This is a genomic window from Roseburia porci (genome assembly GCF_009695765.1).
GTDB classification, from domain to species: Bacteria; Bacillota; Clostridia; order Lachnospirales; family Lachnospiraceae; genus Roseburia; species Roseburia porci.
On sequence record NZ_VUNI01000024.1, the window covers coordinates 1 to 15,484 of the forward strand.

The window sequence follows — 15,484 nt, forward strand, 5'->3', positions numbered from 1 at the left end:
AAACATGAAAAAAATGTAACAGCCGCATAGGATTCCATAATAGCCTTTCTTATGGGGTAAGGGGAATTATACACGTTTTATGAAATATAACTACTGTTGTATCCATAATAAAAAGGACGCATGAAAACACGCCCTTTTAATACAGCAATCACTGCAAAACCTCTGCCTGCATCACCACTTCTTGAAGCTTCAACCGCAGCATTCATAGCAATAAGATTTTAAAAATAATGTCTCTGAAAAGTTACCTTTGTTGTGAATAGTGTTGTATAATTTGTAATTTGTCTTTATTTTTTTGTGAGAAATGCTATAATATTCAGAGTGGGATGTCTCATTTTTATAATATAATTTGTATACTTAAAAATGCGATGGACAACCTATTTTATGTAACTGTTTGGTGATTTGTAAGTATAATTTCAGGAGGTTTAGAATGGAACGTTTAAAGGATAAGGTTATCATTGTAACAGGCTCAACAAGTGGAATTGGAATTGGGATTGCGAAGCTTTGTGCTAAGGAAGCAGCTACAGTTGTCATTACGGGTCGTAATGTAGAGCGTGGACAGAAGGTGGTCGATGAAATTACAGCAGAGGGCGGCAAAGCATGGTTCCACGCATTTGATTTGACGAATACAGATTCTATGCACAGCTTGATTACTGATGTTGCAGAGAAGTTTGGCCGCATCGATGTGTTAATTAATAATGCTGCAGGAATGGGTATGAAGGATGGTCGTGTGGACGAGCTTAGCTTAGAAGAGTTTAACGCCGTGGTAGCAACCGATTTAGGTGGAACCTTCAACATGATTAAGGAGGCTTTGCCAATCCTCATGAAGAATGAGAAAGGTGGCAATATTATCAATATTGGTTCTATGGCGAGTGTTGCTGGAGATCTGGGAACAATTGCTTATGCCTGTGCCAAAGCGGGAGTTGATAAGCTGACGGAATATGTGGCTTGTATGTATGGTCCAAGTGGAATCCGTTGTAATTGTGTTCGGCCGGGACTGATTGTCACACCACAGAATGAGGCTCGTATTCCGGATGCATTAAAGGATATTTTCCTTTCTAACATTCTTGGCAAGCGCTATGGTAATCCGGAGGATATCGGTCATCTTTGTGTTTACCTTGCAAGCGATGAGGCAGAGTATATGAATGGACAGGTACTTACCTGTGATGGTGGTCTTAATTCACATACACCTACCGTTGCACAGTTTAGACAGATGGCAAGTCGCACTTGGTAAAACATAGTATATAGAAAGTAAACGATTCAGATACCAAAATAGGATTCACACTAAAGCCTGTTTGAATACAAGCTGGTTAAGAAGTTGAATCGTCTTAGCTCTGAACAGTTTAAAAATAAGAAAGTAGAAAGCAGGAGGTTTTTTATGGCTAACAAGTATGCAGGAACAAAGACAGAAAAGAATTTATGGGAAGCATTTGCAGGTGAATCACAGGCAAGAAATAAGTACACATATTTTGCTTCGGTTGCAAAAAAAGCAGGGTATGAGCAGATCGCTGCATTGTTCTTAAAGACAGCAGAGAATGAGAAGGAGCATGCCAAGCTTTGGTTTAAAGCACTCGGAGAGTTGGGTGATACGCCTGAGAATCTTTTGCATGCTGCACAAGGCGAGAATGCTGAGTGGACAGATATGTATGACAGAATGGCTAAAGAAGCAGATGAAGAAGGATTTCCGGAATTGGCAGCACAGTTTAGAGGTGTTGCAGCGATTGAGAAAATGCATGAGGAAAGATATCGTGCTCTCCTTCACAATGTGGAAGCAATGGAAGTGTTTAAAAAGAGTGGAGTTACGATGTGGGAGTGCAGAAACTGTGGTCATGTTGTAGTTGGACTGGAAGCTCCGGAGGTTTGCCCGGTTTGTAATCATCCACAGGCGTTCTTTGAAGTAAGACAAGAGAACTATTAATTCGTTATTGAATCAGATTAGACCAATTACCATTCTTAGAATGCCTGCATTCAAAAGAATGGTAATTCTATTATGGAGTAATAATTATGTTTGCAATAGTATTTTGCGAATGAAGGCTTTAGTAACATGATTTATAATTATGGGGAATAAGGAAAATGGATAGACCGGCAGTTTTAATTGTAGATGATATGGAAGTTAACCGCGATATTTTAAGCTTTTATTTCCGCAAAGAGTATACTGTTTTAGAGGCGGCGGATGGGGAAGAGGCAATTGATACCATCAAAAAATATACAGATAGGATTGCTCTCGTTTTTTTGGATTTTTATATGCCGGGGAAAAGTGGACTCGATGTTCTTTCGTTTATGCAAACGGACAATTATAATATACCAGTCATTATGGTTACCGGTGAACCGGATAATGAGCTTGAAAAGCAAGCTTTTGCTCTTGGTGCGGTAGATATTATTTATAAACCTTTTGACCCTGATGTTGTTTATGGTTTCGCTTCTAAGTATATTCAATGATAGGAAACTGAAAGAATAATTTAGTTTTACAAATAGTATTAACGCCTTTTCACACATAAAAAGAACCTATTATTATTGATCAGCCTGAGGATGACTTGGACACAAAAAATATTACTGATTTTATTGTAAAAGGAATTAATGAAAAGAAACAAAGTCAGCAAATTATTGTGGTAACACATAATCCCAATATTGTTGTGAATACAAATTCAGAACAAGTGATTCATATGGAATTTGCAGGTGGAGAAATAAATGCATCTCATTCAGGTGCTTTACAAGATTTTGAGATAAGAGATGCTATATGTGATGTAATGGAAGGAGGAAGAGAGGCTTTGGAGAGCAGATATTATAGAATTACTAAAGCTCTTGAATAGGAAGAAAAAGTAACGCATATTCGCATATTTAAAATTTTTATTGATTTTTGCGACAGAACTGCATATAATATAAGTGAGCAAAGAAATTTGCTCGATTTAAGTGCGTTGCTACTTTGAGTGCAAACCTTTAATTTAAGTGCTTCACTACTTTGAATGTGAACCTTTAATTTAAGTGCTTCGCAGCTTAAAATGCGAATCGTTAATTTTCAGGGAGATAAGCATCTTATCTCCCTGTTTTGTTATACTATGGAGGATATAAATGGATTTTTACCGCATAAACGAGGAGTATAATAAATTTCTCCAAAGATACGAAAAGGAAAAAAGAGGAGTTACGAAAGTACCGAATATCCGGTATACAGACCGTAATAAGTTTGCATTTGGTGCTGTTATGCAAGTAAATGGGATGAATTATTATGTGTCTGTATCATCTTTTGATAAGAAGCAGGAGGCGAACATTTTGATTCGTGTTCCGGGAGATGAAAAAGAAGTGAAAGGCTCTTTGCGCTTTAATTATATGGTTCCGGTTCCGGATGAATGTATTGAAAAATTGGTGATCAAAGATGTTGAGGATGAGAAATATAGACTATTGTTAAATAAAGAATATCAGTTTTGTATGAACAATGCAGAGCGAATTCATAAGAAGGCTAATAAAATATATGAGATGGTTACAACAAACCGTAAGCAGATTTTAACCGACAATAGCTGTGCATTTCATATTTTAGAGGATGGGTGCCGGGAGTACATAGAGAAATATCTGAGGAGTGATTCGAAGTAATAATGATTGCAAAATGCTTGCAAAAAGTGCCAAAACGATAAAGAATGCATAGAATATTAAGAATAATAATACAAAATATAGCAATATATAATTTGATAGACATAATATATAGTTGCCAAAATCGAGTTTGAGTAGACCTGAAGTGGTTTAGAGGTTGGTATAACAAATCAAGTATTTTTAAGGCTTGAAATCATGTTAAGAAAACATGATTTCAGGCCTTTTTTGTGTCGTGATACGATTATGATACTGTTTTTCTCAAAAAACTGTATCGGAATTATTCCAGAATAAAGTCCAAATCTGTTTTTCATCTTTTATTTTCCACAAATTATATAATTTCAAACTTTTTTTGCTCTCGTTTAGTAATGGGGATTTTTTCAACCCAAATGTATTACGTAACAAGAAATAGTACGTAAGCGGAGGGCAAAAAATATGTTTGAATGCAGAACGTTTATATCAGTAAAAGAGATCTGTCAGGTATTGAGTGTTTCCGAATCAAAGTCATATGCAATCGTTCGTGACTTAAATAAGGAACTTTCTGATAAAGGCTACATGGTAATCCCGGGTAGAGTAAGCAGAAAGTATTTCGAAGAAAGATTCTACGGAGTTGATTCATTTGAAAAGGAGGACGAAGATGGCAGTTTATAAAGATAAGAAGAGAGGCACTTGGTATGTGTCGTTGTATTACACCGACTGGACAGGCAAGCAGCAGAGAAAATTAAAGCGTGGCTTCTCGACTAAAAAGGAAGCACAGGACTGGGAACGTCATTTTTCATTGGAAAAGGCCAGTAGCCTTGATATGACCTTTGGGGATTTTTACAAACGCTATACCGATGATGTAAAGCCAAAGCTTAGAGAGAATACGTGGAAGTCCAAAGAATATGTAATCGAGTTAAAGATACTACCGTATTTTAAAGATTTGGTAATGCGTGAGATTACACCGAGAGATGTTATTGCTTGGCAAAACGAGATGCGTAAGTGTGAGTCGCAGGATGGTGAAAAATACAAAGGAACCTATCTTAGGAAGATGCAGGCGGAACTTTCAGCCATATTCAATCATGCGGTGAAGTATTACGAACTGCCAAAGAATCCGGCTGTAATTGCTGGTCCACTTGGACAACACCATGCAGATGAAATGCTTTTTTGGACAAAGGAAGAGTATATGCGCTTCATTCCCGAGGTCGCGAATAAAACCTATTCCTATATGGCATTTGAGCTTTTGTATTGGTGTGGGATCCGAATTGGTGAACTGATGGCTTTAACTCCTGCGGATTTTGATTTCGATAAGAATAAGCTATCTATCCATCCATGTATGACAATATGGATATGGATGAGGTGGCTGGGTTAGTTATTGGTGCTATCCGTCAGAGAGATAGCAAACAATCCTCTGAGTTAATATAAATCAAAATAGTAGGCTGGAGTTGTGTGTGCTTCAGCCTATTATTATGCCCGTAAGTAGATACAAATTCTTTGAGATAATTTATGTGCTACAAAGTCTTTAAGGTACTTATCCAATTGAGAGCATTTTTGCCATCATGAAAACTGATTTAGCTCAAGTAATCTTGCAGACCTTGTAACCCGTGTGTTTGATTTAGTGCATCCAGTACCTGTAGTTGCTGTAAATGAGTTTGTTCAGGATATTTTGAGGTGCTTTGGGGTACTGATGCCTTAAAACATTTTCTTGACAAAGTAAAAATGAGAGGTATCATACACCTACTTGGATGAGAGGGGAGTGTAAAATATGCAGGAGTCTATTGATAAAATTAAAGGTGCAGCAGCAATTATTCAGAACATGGTCAGCACAGATGAAGAAGTAGTATATAATGATTTAGCTTTGTTTTTTACTGCCAAGCTACTGTATGAAGCTATTGATGAATTGGAAGAGTTTTTGAGTAAGCAGAAAGATTGAAAGTATTAGGGGTAGTTTTTTTATAGGTTCTCATGATATAATGTGTAAGACAAATTTGAATTTTGCGAGGTATATTATGAAGAAACTTTTACTTATTATGGGAGATTTGGCAACAGGAAAATCTACTTTTGCAAATATTCTTTCAAAAAGATATGATACAAATGTATTTTTTAAGGATTCAATCAAAGAAGTGTTAGGAGATACAATTGGATTCTCAAATAGAGAAGAAAATAAGAAATTATCAAGAGCAACAATGGAATTAATGTTCTTTATCTTTTCAGAGTTTGAAAAACTAGATAAGAATCTCATTTTGGAATCAAACTTTCATACTATAGAATTGGAAACATTACACAAAATGGCATATGAAAAAAACTATGAGGTGCTTACCCTTGTTCTTCGTGGAGATGTTGAGATTTTACATAAGCGATATTTAAATCGAATGCATAATGAGAATAGGCATCCCGTACATTTAAGTACAACATTAGATGTTTTTGACGATTTTAGAAGATATACTGAATATTCGAGAAGTGAAAAAATTCTTGGTAATACAATAGATATTAATGCAAATGATTTTTCATATCAAACAAACATAGATGTTTTAGAAAAAATAGACCAATTTATGAGAGATTGCTAACCCTCAATTTGTGGAGGTGTGATAGGGTGATAATAGAAATCAAAAAGATAGACCGCGATTTTTCAATTTGTAAAGTTACGGAAATTTCTGAAAAGATGCTAACGGAAGAGTACTGTTTTGTTGGAAAAACGGACGAAGAACTGTCGCTTGTTTGCCTAACGTCAAAGGTTCCCCAAAATACAATAGAACGTGAGGACGGCTGGAAAGCATTTAGAATTCAAGGAATATTGGACTTTTCTCTAATAGGAATTCTGGCACCAATAGCAAACATTTTAGCCGAAAATAAAATAGGTATTTTTGCTGTATCAACCTACAATACAGATTATATTCTTGTAAAGCAGGAGAATTTTGAAAAAGCAGCTACTCTTCTTGCAGATAATGGATATTCGATTACATAGGGCAAAGTTACTTAGTTGACAAACCCCAGTTTGACGTTTCGATAAACCCCAATATGCAGAATAAGATGTTTAAGAGTGGCAAAATTAAGTAAGGTAGAATATGATATGCTTTCATTTTTGGGTGTGCTTATATGGATTTGATTTTTTATATTTCTTATAGTTGGTGATTTGTTTCTGGCAGTTAAATGGTTATTCTGTCATGGCAAGAGGAATTGCTTAAACACTCAATGTCCTATCCGTAGTAAGTGCAGTCAGGCAGGTCAGACAGAAGAAGAGAAAGCTATTATGCTTGCAAGGATAAATCAGTTATTAGCTGAGTTGGAACAACAAAATATGTAGTATGCTTTAGAGCGTTTATCCAGTCTGGGGTAGATGCTCTTTTCTTTTGCTCATTTCTTTCAATTTCCTCCAAGACACGCAAAGATTCTGATGTTTTTTATTGAGATGATTTTTAATTATATGAGATGACTTGCAAATATCTAAGCTGATGGTAAAATGACATCATTTCAAAAATAGGAGGTGTCGACCATGACAATGAAAGCAATGCTAAAGCGTCACGTGAATAAGTTTATTATTTGCATACCAGCCCTGCGTGATGCTGTAACCAATCGACCAACAACCTTTAAGGTGCTTAACACCTGTCGTTCAGCAGATGAAGCCTGCGAAGCTTTGGAGAACTACGAAAAAGAAGGTGGAGATTATGCCAATACTATTATAGTTCCCAACTTCCCTGAAGAGTTGAATGAGAACCCACCAGAACTCTGTCCATCAAAGGTTGCAAAGATGTTTAGAGTTCTCTATGGTATGCAGTAATATCAACAGCTTCTTGAGACCCTCGACTTCGATTATCAAGTTGGGGATGTATAAGGCTCATGGGGAGTATATGGGGATGGTTAATCGGAGACAAGGGAGACATGGTGGAAAATTCGGTACAAAAGTGCGTTTATGTAGATGAAAAATGTCGGAAAAGCATCCAAAATTAAAAAGTCGAAGCGGAGTTTGAATAATTTTCAAAAGCTCGCAAAGCCTAGTAAAATGGGCATTTGCGAGCTTGTTTTTTGCCTTGTGGTACTAAAATGGTACTAAAGTGAGTTGTGCAGGAATAGTTTCATTCACGCATGAGGCCATGTTATTTTCCACTCAAAATATTCATTAGGAGAAATTTCTCCATTATTTAATTTCGTTTTCATTTCACACCATTCCGAAAGGAAATCATTTACCAATCCATATTCAAAGAATCCGAATTCTTTTACTGAACAGTTACAGCTAAGAACACAGACCAGGATGATGGCAGAGGAAATCGTTATTATGCATGCTTTATGTTTATGATGATGTTGTTTCGGAAAAAGTAAAAAAAAATAGAATTATAGAACTGAAAGCACTTTTCAAGGACAGAATACCAGAAAAGAGCGTTTTCTTTAAGAAGAATGAACTTATATGTAGTTCATACCGATTTGTTAATTGTATTATTGATTACTTATTTGGATGATTATTTTTGCAAAATGTGTTGACATTATTGTTAGAACTGAATATAATAAACGCAGAATCACAAAACACTATGTGTTTTTGGAGGAGCGGCGTTGCGACGGCGCTCCTTCTTTTTTTTCTATTGAAATAGAAATGTCTGATTATCTGGATCGTGCAGTGCTCGAAGGTGTAGTAAATGCCTTGATTCATAGAAATTATATGGAGATAGGCAGCGAAGTCCATATAGATATGTTTGATGACAGAAGTGAAATATATTTCACCGGGGGGAGTATCTCTAGAGGGAAAGATTTATTGAAAATCCCATCTAAGCGAAGAAATCCGATATTAGCTGATATATTCAGCCGCTTGAAATACATGGAGCGAAGAGGTAGTGGATTTAAGAAGATATTGGCAGACTATGAGGGACAGGTGGAATTTGATGAGACTAAGATGCCGGTCTTTGAGGCAGATAATGATGATTTTACATTGACTTTGTATAATCTGAATTATGGATCTAGTTATATATAACACAGGCAAATGAAAATGTCATAGAAAATGTCATAGAAATTTCTGAAAAAATCAAGCGGTTATTGCCTGAATATTCTAAGAAGAAGCCCTCTAAAGCGTGTGAAATTCTGAAAATGATTTCGGAAAAACCGAATATTTCTATTGATGAATTAAGAATAGCCTTAGATGTCACAGATAGAACAATTGCCAGATATATATCAGAATTAAAGGATAAAGGTGCCATAGAACGAATAGGTCCAGATAATGGTGGAGAATGGAAAATTAAGTAAATGATAACAAATTTGGCACTCAAGAATATTTCAAAGTTAGTCGCAACAAAGCCTTATGAGATTTGAGACTGAGGAGGTTCAAAATCATGGACATAAGCAAAAAGGATTGGAAATTATTTCGAGAAAGACTATCCGGTTGGCAGGAAAATTATATGGAAGGTCTTGTTAAAGAGTATGCCAATTTTCTGAATGATGATAAAAAGCCTGCATCAGAGAAATTCTGGAAACTTGAAAAACGGATAAAAGAAGATAAGCGTCATCCGGGAGTTATCATGGAGATGAGTAAGTCAGAGGTGATAGGGGATATTGTTCGTCTTATTAGATTGAAAGTAATTACATATGATGATTTATCAGACTTTAGTGATGAATTGCAACAGGAAGTAAAAGGAATACTTGAAATGAGCAGGTGATACATATGGAGATTGGTGCAACAAAAGCAGTTCAAGATCGACTAAAAACAACAAAGATTGAAGAAAGCAAAGGTGCTTTACTTGTGTTCTGCTGGGACACACATTTGACGAAAATAAAAGGAAGAAATGTCTTGTTTATTGTGAATGCCAGTAATCGTTATACAATAGCAATGACAGATATTGAACCAAGAAACTGGAATTACTATACAATGTATATCCGCAGTGTGATTCATGGCGTGATGCAGGAAATGGGATATTCCGAGGAGCAGATAGGGCAGTATTTTAAAATGTCAGGCGATACAACTGTAACAAAAACTCATGGTAGGAAATCGGTTGGCGGCATTAACAGAATGGTAATGGATGCACAGTATTTTAATAAAAAACTGGAGAAAGAAGTAAAGTATCAATGGGAGCTTAGCGAGTATCTGAACAGAGATATTTGCCAGCCAGAGGGATTTGATGCATACGGATATCCAAGTGAACTTTTTAAATTAGACATGGAACGATTAGGGATTGCTGCTAAGAGAAAGCCAGCAAAGGTAATTGATTTTGCTCAGTACATAGAAAACAATCGTGGTACTAACGATTAGTACCACAAAACTTTTTCTTGCAGAAATATTGCTTGCAATGCACGAAAAAGATGTTCCTTTACTGGAAAATAATTTATGCAGAAAATGAAAGCGAAGGGATTATTCGGAAATATTGTCCGTTTTTTCTCCATGCAGAGCGCAAAAGCAACAAAGCTAGAGCCGTTTCAGGTAGAACGTGTGATTCATGAGTATCATCAACGCGAGAATATACCTAGGAGTTACGGAGAGGATATTCTGCTTACACAGACTGAAATTCATATGCTTACAGTGATTGGTGAACAGCCTGGGATAGGTACTAAGGCACTTGCAAAAGCAAAGGGAGTTACGGCCGGGGCAGCCTCACAGATGATAAAAAAGCTGGTTCAGAAGGGGCTGATAATGAAAAGAATATCTGCGGAATCAGACGCAAAAATTGAACTGTATTTAACAGAAAAGGGGCTTGGCTGCTTTGAAGAGCAACAAAGAATTCATAGAGAAGCAAACCAGAAATGGTATCGTTTGTTAGATGAACTGGATGACAAAACCTATCAATCCATGGAACGGATTATAAATAAGATGGAGGAAGTCCTGAGCTAGAGGTTTGCTTGAAATAAAAAGTAAGAGAAAATTAAAAGAATTTTAATAAGCATCTTTCCAGTTCCGTGCTATAATGTGCCTGTCATGAGAATACATGGATAGAGAGGACTGAGAACGATGAGAAACTATGGACGTTTCTTGAAAAATATAGCTGGAATTCTATTACTGCTTGCATTGGTTTCACTGCTTCTTCCGTTTTGCCGTTTTCCGGTGGGCGGACAGGAGATCACGCTTTCAGGAATGGATGTATTGAGTGCAGGAGCAAAAGCAGGTTATACTTATCTGACAAAGGGACAGCTTGCAGATGATTATGTATTAAAGGCACCACTTACTGTTGGAACGATGAAATCAGTTCTGACATTTGTTCAGGGAAATGTGGACAGCAGATTATTGGCGGCTGGTGCGGTGGCAGTAGTGCTTCCGCTTTTGCTTTGTTTTCTGGCGATGTGCATGCTGTTTTTGGCAAGAGGGAAAAAGACCATGGTATTGCCGACATTGTTTACACTTATTGTGCTGGCGGAGATGCTTGTGGCATTATTCGGACTGGCAGAACTGCATCCATATTTGCGGATTGGCGTGTATCTGTTCACGTTATTGCATGGAATCGCATTGATTCTGATCCTCATAGGATGGGTGACCGGTGGCTACCGCAGACCGGAAGAAAAGTCAAAAGATTCCAACAGCCATGAAAGAACTCCGAGAAAGTCACATCACAAATGGCCGCGCAGAAAACTGTTCCGGAAGAAGAAATCAAAAAAGAAACGGAAGAGTAAAAAGCAGCCGGCAAGGAAAGAAAGCACGGATAAAAGGCCGCAGACAGGAAAAGACAATACAGATAAAAAGCCACAGACAAAGAAAGACAACACAGATAAAAAGTCACCATCCAGAAAAGAGAGCACTGCTCAAAAGAATGGAACCACAAAAAGTGACAGCAGCGCAGCCGGAAAAAACCAGCCATCTAAGAAAAATAGCAGCAGGGATATGGTAGCTGACAGAGGAAGTGCATACGTATGGAACGACTGTTCCATCTCTTACGATGCAACAAGTAAAACCTATCAGATTGTCAACAATTCTTTGGAGGATATTCTGATCTACAAAGATGACACCGTCATCGGAGGACTGAAAAGTGGTGGAAAAGTATTTGTGGATGATACTGTGACACTGCAGCGAAAAGGAAGCCAGGAAAGGCTGAGGCTGTCAGTAAAAAGCAGATAAATGGTAAATGGGGGAAAACAAAATGAAATTAACACAAAAACTTGCAATTGAAAACCCACAGTATGTGGTTACCACGGATATCACCTATGCACAGGTGGATTCCTGGTATGGACATAGCAGAAGAGATCTGAAAATGGACCTGATCTATCCGGAGGACATGGAAGGACGTACGTATCCATGCATCGTGTGGATCTGTGGCGGAGGATGGCTTAGAATGGACAAGTCGGCGCATCTTGCGTATCTTGCACAATTGGCGCGGAAAGGATTTGCAGTGGCAAGTGTGGAATATCGTACTTCGAATGAGGGATCATTTCCGATGCAGTTAGTAGACGTGAAGTCTGCGATCCGTTATCTGAAAGCGCATGCTGAGCGCTATCGCATCAATCCGGATGCATTTGGCGTGATGGGGGAATCCGCAGGAGGATATCTGACATGCATGGCAGCCCTTGATATGGACGCGTCACTGGAAGTCGGGGATTATCTCGAGCAGTCCAGTCAGGTGCAGGCAGCCTGCCCATGGTATCCGCCGACCGATCTTGCAACATTTCCACATGAAAATGAAAAGCAGGCGGCAGCGTCTCCGGAGTCTCTGATGATGGGATTTTCTGTTATGGATCATCCAAAGGAAGCAAAAGAGAATTCACCGGTTTCCAAGGTGACACCGGCGTCTCCGCCGTTTTTTATCATTCATGGAAACGAAGATAAAACGGTTCCGTTTTCCCAGAGTGAAGAGCTTTATGAGGTGTTAGAGAAAGCCGGCTGTGATGTGACACTGCTGGCATTGGACGGCGCAGATCATGCCGACCTTATGTTTTTCCAGGAAAAAGTGTGGGAGCAGATCGCGGAATTTTTCATTCGCACTTTAGTGGAAAATAGATTTTAGCATAACGGAATTAAACGGTCGAATATTCATCTCTCGATAAAAGAATGCAGAGAATCTGAAACTCCAGATCGTTTTTGACACGGAAAAGATCTTTTAATTTTCCAATGCGGTAGCGTATGGTGTTTGGGTGTTGGAAGAGCGATTCCGCAGTGGGATCAATTTCAAAATCATGAAGGACCAGTTCCTGCATGGTATCTTTTAAGGCAGCATGTTTTGCAGGACGCAGAACAGCTGCTTTTTCTGCAAGAAATGCACAGGAATAACGGTCTTTGTAAATAGAAAAAATCAGATTGGAGAGACCAAGATCGCTGTATTTTGATAGCAGACAACCATGTTTTGCGGACATTTTGCAGGCATGGAGGCTGCGCTCAATCGCAATGTCGATTTTGGAGATTTGGAGAGGATGATCACTTATTCCGGCAATATATTGGGTAAGGTTTAGTTCTTTCATAATATCATTCCACATGGCATACGTATTTTCAGGCGAATTTTGTTTTTCTTCGAAACAGAGAAAAAGGATTCCTTTCTGATATTTCAGGATATGAAGGTCTGCTTTGGTTTTCATGTGGTTGACTTGAAGCATGAGTTTGTTGATTGTTCGCTGGAGTGAAAATTCGTCAGTGTCCGTTGGCGGAAACAGGGAGAGAGAAGTTACAGTTTTTTCACTGATCCGCTGGTCTTCATCAGGAAGAAGAGAATGAAGAAGCTCGTTAATCTGTGCATGATGAGACGGTGTGAGTAAAAAAGAATCAATCAGATTCTCATAATAGTTATAATTGGCAGAAGAACGTAAATGATCTGTAATGCTTAAAATAACATCCTCAATGTATATGTCGTGAAAGAAAAAGACAGGAATGCGGGAATGCTCTGCAAGTTCAAGAACCTCAGCGGGGAGTTCTGTAAAGAACACCGTTTTGATTGCAAAAGCAGACACTCCGATATCAATTAATTCCTTAAATGCGGGATATATTTTGGAAGTATCATTTTTCGCAAAAAGCATGTTGGTGATGACAAAATCACCTTCATGAAAACCACTGAAATCACCTTCTATTCCTTCGTAATCCAGAATTACAACATTTGAAATATTGCGATATAATCCTTTGGCACCGGCAATCAGCACAAAATTTTTAAAAAAGTCAAATTTCTCAAGAGAGGCAACGTCAAGCATATTTGTTCTCCAATCTGTAATATAAGGACACAATAGCATATTTTTGTAAAAATTACAAAAAATTATAAAAAAATTTGTTTCACAGTCCATTGAAAACAATGAACTATGCTGATATAAATATAGGCATAGTAAGCGAAGGGGCTTGCAGAAAATAATTCTGCAGGCCCCATTTTTGTAGTATTTAAAGCATTTTAGATGGATTTCAGGAGGTGGATATGAGAGAGGAAATGTTAGAACTTACCAGAAAAATGGTTGCAGTTCCAAGTATTAACACAACATCGGGTGAGAAAGATATTGGAATTTTTATAGAAAATTATCTGAGAGAGATTCCATATTTCAAACAGCATCCAGAGCTGGTCGTGATTCAGACACTGAAAGATGACTGGCTGCAAAGAAGAAATGTATTTGCTTTGCTTCGTGGAGAAAAGGATGAGAATTCGAATACGATCATTTTTCATGGGCATACCGACACGGTCGGTGTTGAAGATTATGGACAGTTTCAGGAGGTTGCATTTGATACGGCTGCATTGGAAAAGGAACTGGCAAAGGTGGAACTTCCCAAGGAAGTGAGGGAAGATCTTGAATCCGGAGACTATCTGTTTGGAAGAGGCGCATGTGATATGAAAAGCGGAGATGCAGTATTCATGGTTCTTATCAAGCACATAGCAGATCATGTAAAAGAACTTTCGGGAAATATTCTGCTCTCCCTGAATCCGGTAGAAGAAAACCTTCATACTGGAATCATCGAAGGAATAGAAACATTTGAGGTTCTAAAAAATAAATATGGATTAAATTACATACTTGCAATCAACAATGACTATACCTGTCCGATGTATCCAGGAGATACAAATCAGTATCTTTACACCGGTGTTGGCGGAAAACTACTTCCATGCTTTTACATTCAGGGAAGGGAGACACATGTCGGACAGTGTTTTGAGGGCTATGACCCGACAGCTGTGGCGGCCAGGCTGACATCAGAGATCAGTTTTCATACGGAATTTTGTGACAGCTATGGTGGAGAGTATTCGCTTCCTCCGGTTGCGCTTAAACTCAAGGATCTGAAGGGCTGGTACAATGTGCAGACAGCAAAAGAGGCTTTGGTTTATTTTAATTATTTCGTCCACAATGCCAGTACAAATGAAATTCTTTCAAAACTCAAAAAAACAGCTGAGAAAGCTGTTTCTGATACAATGAAGGATCTGAATCAGAATTATAAGGACTTTTGTGAACTTTCAGGAAAGGAATATGTCACGATTCCGAATGCATGGTCGGTGTTAACGTATGAAAAACTGTATCAGCTTGCCAGTGCAAATTGTAAAGAACTGGATGAGCTTCTTGCTACGATCACAGAAGAAGGTCTTCAGAAAAATGAGGATAAGCGGGAACTGCCGATCCGGATGATCCGGATGATGCTTGAAAAGGCGGGGATTTATCATCCGGTCGTAGTGCTTTATTTTGCTGCTCCGTACTGTCCGCATAACACTTTAAAGAGCGAAGAAGTGCAGGATAAGCGTATTATGGATAAACTGCGGCAGATTACGGATGAAGTGGAGAAAGAAACAAAGGTACATTATGAAATCTGCCAGTTTTTCCCGAGTCTTTCGGATAGCAGTTACCTTTGCATTGATGATCCACAGGAATCCACGGAAAGTCTGAAGAGGAATTTCCCACAGATGGAACAGCTTTATCCGCTTCCATTTGAAAAGATGAGGGCGCTTGGAATCAAATCGGTGAATTTTGGTGTTCACGGAAAAGATGCGCATAAGTGGACGGAACGTTTGTATATGCCGTACAGCTTTGAAGTTTTACCAAAGCTTATTATAAAAACATTGCAGAAATTCTTATAGGAGGGAATGTG

At 38.2% G+C, this 15,484-nt stretch carries 21 protein-coding genes; 19 read left to right on the plus strand and 2 right to left on the minus strand.

Annotation, left to right across the window (positions count from 1 at the left end; genetic code table 11):
- Positions 1 to 77 precede the first annotated feature (77 nt).
- Positions 78 to 212: a hypothetical protein gene (locus FYJ75_RS14950; protein WP_408638931.1), complete on the minus strand. Its 135-nt coding sequence runs from the start codon at positions 210 to 212 to the stop codon at positions 78 to 80.
- A 215-nt stretch (positions 213 to 427) separates the two neighbouring features.
- Here FYJ75_RS14950 and FYJ75_RS11875 point away from each other — a divergent pair, with 215 nt between their 5' ends.
- The 18 genes from FYJ75_RS11875 (at position 428) to FYJ75_RS11960 (ending at position 12,458) form a co-directional block, all read left to right on the plus strand.
- The gene (locus FYJ75_RS11875) at positions 428 to 1,231 is read left to right on the plus strand and encodes an SDR family NAD(P)-dependent oxidoreductase (RefSeq protein WP_154430662.1); all 804 of its coding nucleotides are present in this window, start codon (positions 428 to 430) and stop codon (positions 1,229 to 1,231) included.
- Positions 1,232 to 1,375: 144 nt separating this feature from the next.
- On the plus strand, positions 1,376 to 1,915 hold the full coding sequence (rbr, locus tag FYJ75_RS11880; RefSeq protein ID WP_154430663.1) for a rubrerythrin: 540 nt from the start codon (positions 1,376 to 1,378) through the stop codon (positions 1,913 to 1,915).
- 155 nt (positions 1,916 to 2,070) lie between these two features.
- Positions 2,071 to 2,436 (plus strand): response regulator, encoded by a 366-nt coding sequence (locus FYJ75_RS11885; RefSeq protein ID WP_154430664.1) that lies wholly within the window; start codon positions 2,071 to 2,073, stop codon positions 2,434 to 2,436.
- A gap of 95 nt (positions 2,437 to 2,531) precedes the next feature.
- Positions 2,532 to 2,807: a hypothetical protein gene (locus tag FYJ75_RS11890; protein ID WP_154430665.1), complete on the plus strand. Its 276-nt coding sequence runs from the start codon at positions 2,532 to 2,534 to the stop codon at positions 2,805 to 2,807.
- Positions 2,808 to 3,066: 259 nt separating this feature from the next.
- Positions 3,067 to 3,582 (plus strand): type III toxin-antitoxin system ToxN/AbiQ family toxin, encoded by a 516-nt coding sequence (locus FYJ75_RS11895; RefSeq protein ID WP_154430666.1) that lies wholly within the window; start codon positions 3,067 to 3,069, stop codon positions 3,580 to 3,582.
- 429 nt (positions 3,583 to 4,011) lie between these two features.
- A complete protein-coding gene (locus FYJ75_RS11900) occupies positions 4,012 to 4,227 on the plus strand; it encodes a helix-turn-helix domain-containing protein (RefSeq protein WP_027421677.1) in 216 nt (71 codons plus the stop codon).
- Positions 4,214 to 4,927, plus strand: a complete 714-nt coding sequence (locus tag FYJ75_RS11905; protein WP_154430667.1) for a tyrosine-type recombinase/integrase — start codon at positions 4,214 to 4,216, stop codon at positions 4,925 to 4,927. The genes FYJ75_RS11900 and FYJ75_RS11905 overlap by 14 nt, the downstream gene beginning before the upstream one ends.
- 393 nt (positions 4,928 to 5,320) lie before the next feature.
- Positions 5,321 to 5,488, plus strand: a complete 168-nt coding sequence (locus FYJ75_RS11910) for a hypothetical protein (protein WP_154430668.1) — start codon at positions 5,321 to 5,323, stop codon at positions 5,486 to 5,488.
- Positions 5,489 to 5,564: 76 nt separating this feature from the next.
- Entirely contained in the window at positions 5,565 to 6,122 is a 558-nt protein-coding gene (locus FYJ75_RS11915; RefSeq protein ID WP_075680650.1) for a P-loop NTPase family protein, read from the plus strand.
- A 32-nt stretch (positions 6,123 to 6,154) separates the two neighbouring features.
- Entirely contained in the window at positions 6,155 to 6,520 is a 366-nt protein-coding gene (locus FYJ75_RS11920; RefSeq protein ID WP_328596941.1) for an ACT domain-containing protein, read from the plus strand.
- Between the two features lie 528 nt (positions 6,521 to 7,048).
- Positions 7,049 to 7,333 (plus strand): hypothetical protein, encoded by a 285-nt coding sequence (locus FYJ75_RS11925; protein WP_154430669.1) that lies wholly within the window; start codon positions 7,049 to 7,051, stop codon positions 7,331 to 7,333.
- Positions 7,334 to 8,005: 672 nt separating this feature from the next.
- Complete coding sequence (locus FYJ75_RS14770; protein ID WP_331467529.1) at positions 8,006 to 8,515, plus strand: ATP-binding protein; 510 nt, start codon at positions 8,006 to 8,008, stop codon at positions 8,513 to 8,515.
- 113 nt (positions 8,516 to 8,628) lie between these two features.
- Positions 8,629 to 8,784, plus strand: coding sequence for an HTH domain-containing protein (locus tag FYJ75_RS14775; RefSeq protein ID WP_331467530.1), 156 nt, complete (start codon positions 8,629 to 8,631; stop codon positions 8,782 to 8,784).
- Between the two features lie 86 nt (positions 8,785 to 8,870).
- Complete coding sequence (locus FYJ75_RS11940; RefSeq protein WP_154430670.1) at positions 8,871 to 9,194, plus strand: hypothetical protein; 324 nt, start codon at positions 8,871 to 8,873, stop codon at positions 9,192 to 9,194.
- Between the two features lie 5 nt (positions 9,195 to 9,199).
- Positions 9,200 to 9,784: a DUF6933 domain-containing protein gene (locus FYJ75_RS11945; RefSeq protein ID WP_154430671.1), complete on the plus strand. Its 585-nt coding sequence runs from the start codon at positions 9,200 to 9,202 to the stop codon at positions 9,782 to 9,784.
- A gap of 75 nt (positions 9,785 to 9,859) precedes the next feature.
- On the plus strand, positions 9,860 to 10,360 hold the full coding sequence (locus tag FYJ75_RS11950; RefSeq protein WP_154430672.1) for a MarR family winged helix-turn-helix transcriptional regulator: 501 nt from the start codon (positions 9,860 to 9,862) through the stop codon (positions 10,358 to 10,360).
- A 117-nt stretch (positions 10,361 to 10,477) separates the two neighbouring features.
- Complete coding sequence (locus FYJ75_RS11955; protein ID WP_154430673.1) at positions 10,478 to 11,575, plus strand: MATE family efflux transporter; 1,098 nt, start codon at positions 10,478 to 10,480, stop codon at positions 11,573 to 11,575.
- A 22-nt stretch (positions 11,576 to 11,597) separates the two neighbouring features.
- Positions 11,598 to 12,458 (plus strand): alpha/beta hydrolase, encoded by an 861-nt coding sequence (locus FYJ75_RS11960; protein WP_154430674.1) that lies wholly within the window; start codon positions 11,598 to 11,600, stop codon positions 12,456 to 12,458.
- 10 nt (positions 12,459 to 12,468) lie between these two features.
- Here FYJ75_RS11960 and FYJ75_RS11965 read toward each other — a convergent pair whose 3' ends face one another.
- Positions 12,469 to 13,626 carry a PucR family transcriptional regulator ligand-binding domain-containing protein gene (locus FYJ75_RS11965; RefSeq protein WP_195839009.1) on the minus strand — a complete coding sequence of 386 codons (1,158 nt, stop codon included), beginning with the start codon at positions 13,624 to 13,626 and terminating at the stop codon, positions 12,469 to 12,471.
- A 215-nt stretch (positions 13,627 to 13,841) separates the two neighbouring features.
- Here FYJ75_RS11965 and FYJ75_RS11970 point away from each other — a divergent pair, with 215 nt between their 5' ends.
- Positions 13,842 to 15,473, plus strand: coding sequence for a M20/M25/M40 family metallo-hydrolase (locus FYJ75_RS11970; RefSeq protein ID WP_154430676.1), 1,632 nt, complete (start codon positions 13,842 to 13,844; stop codon positions 15,471 to 15,473).
- Positions 15,474 to 15,484 lie beyond the last annotated feature (11 nt).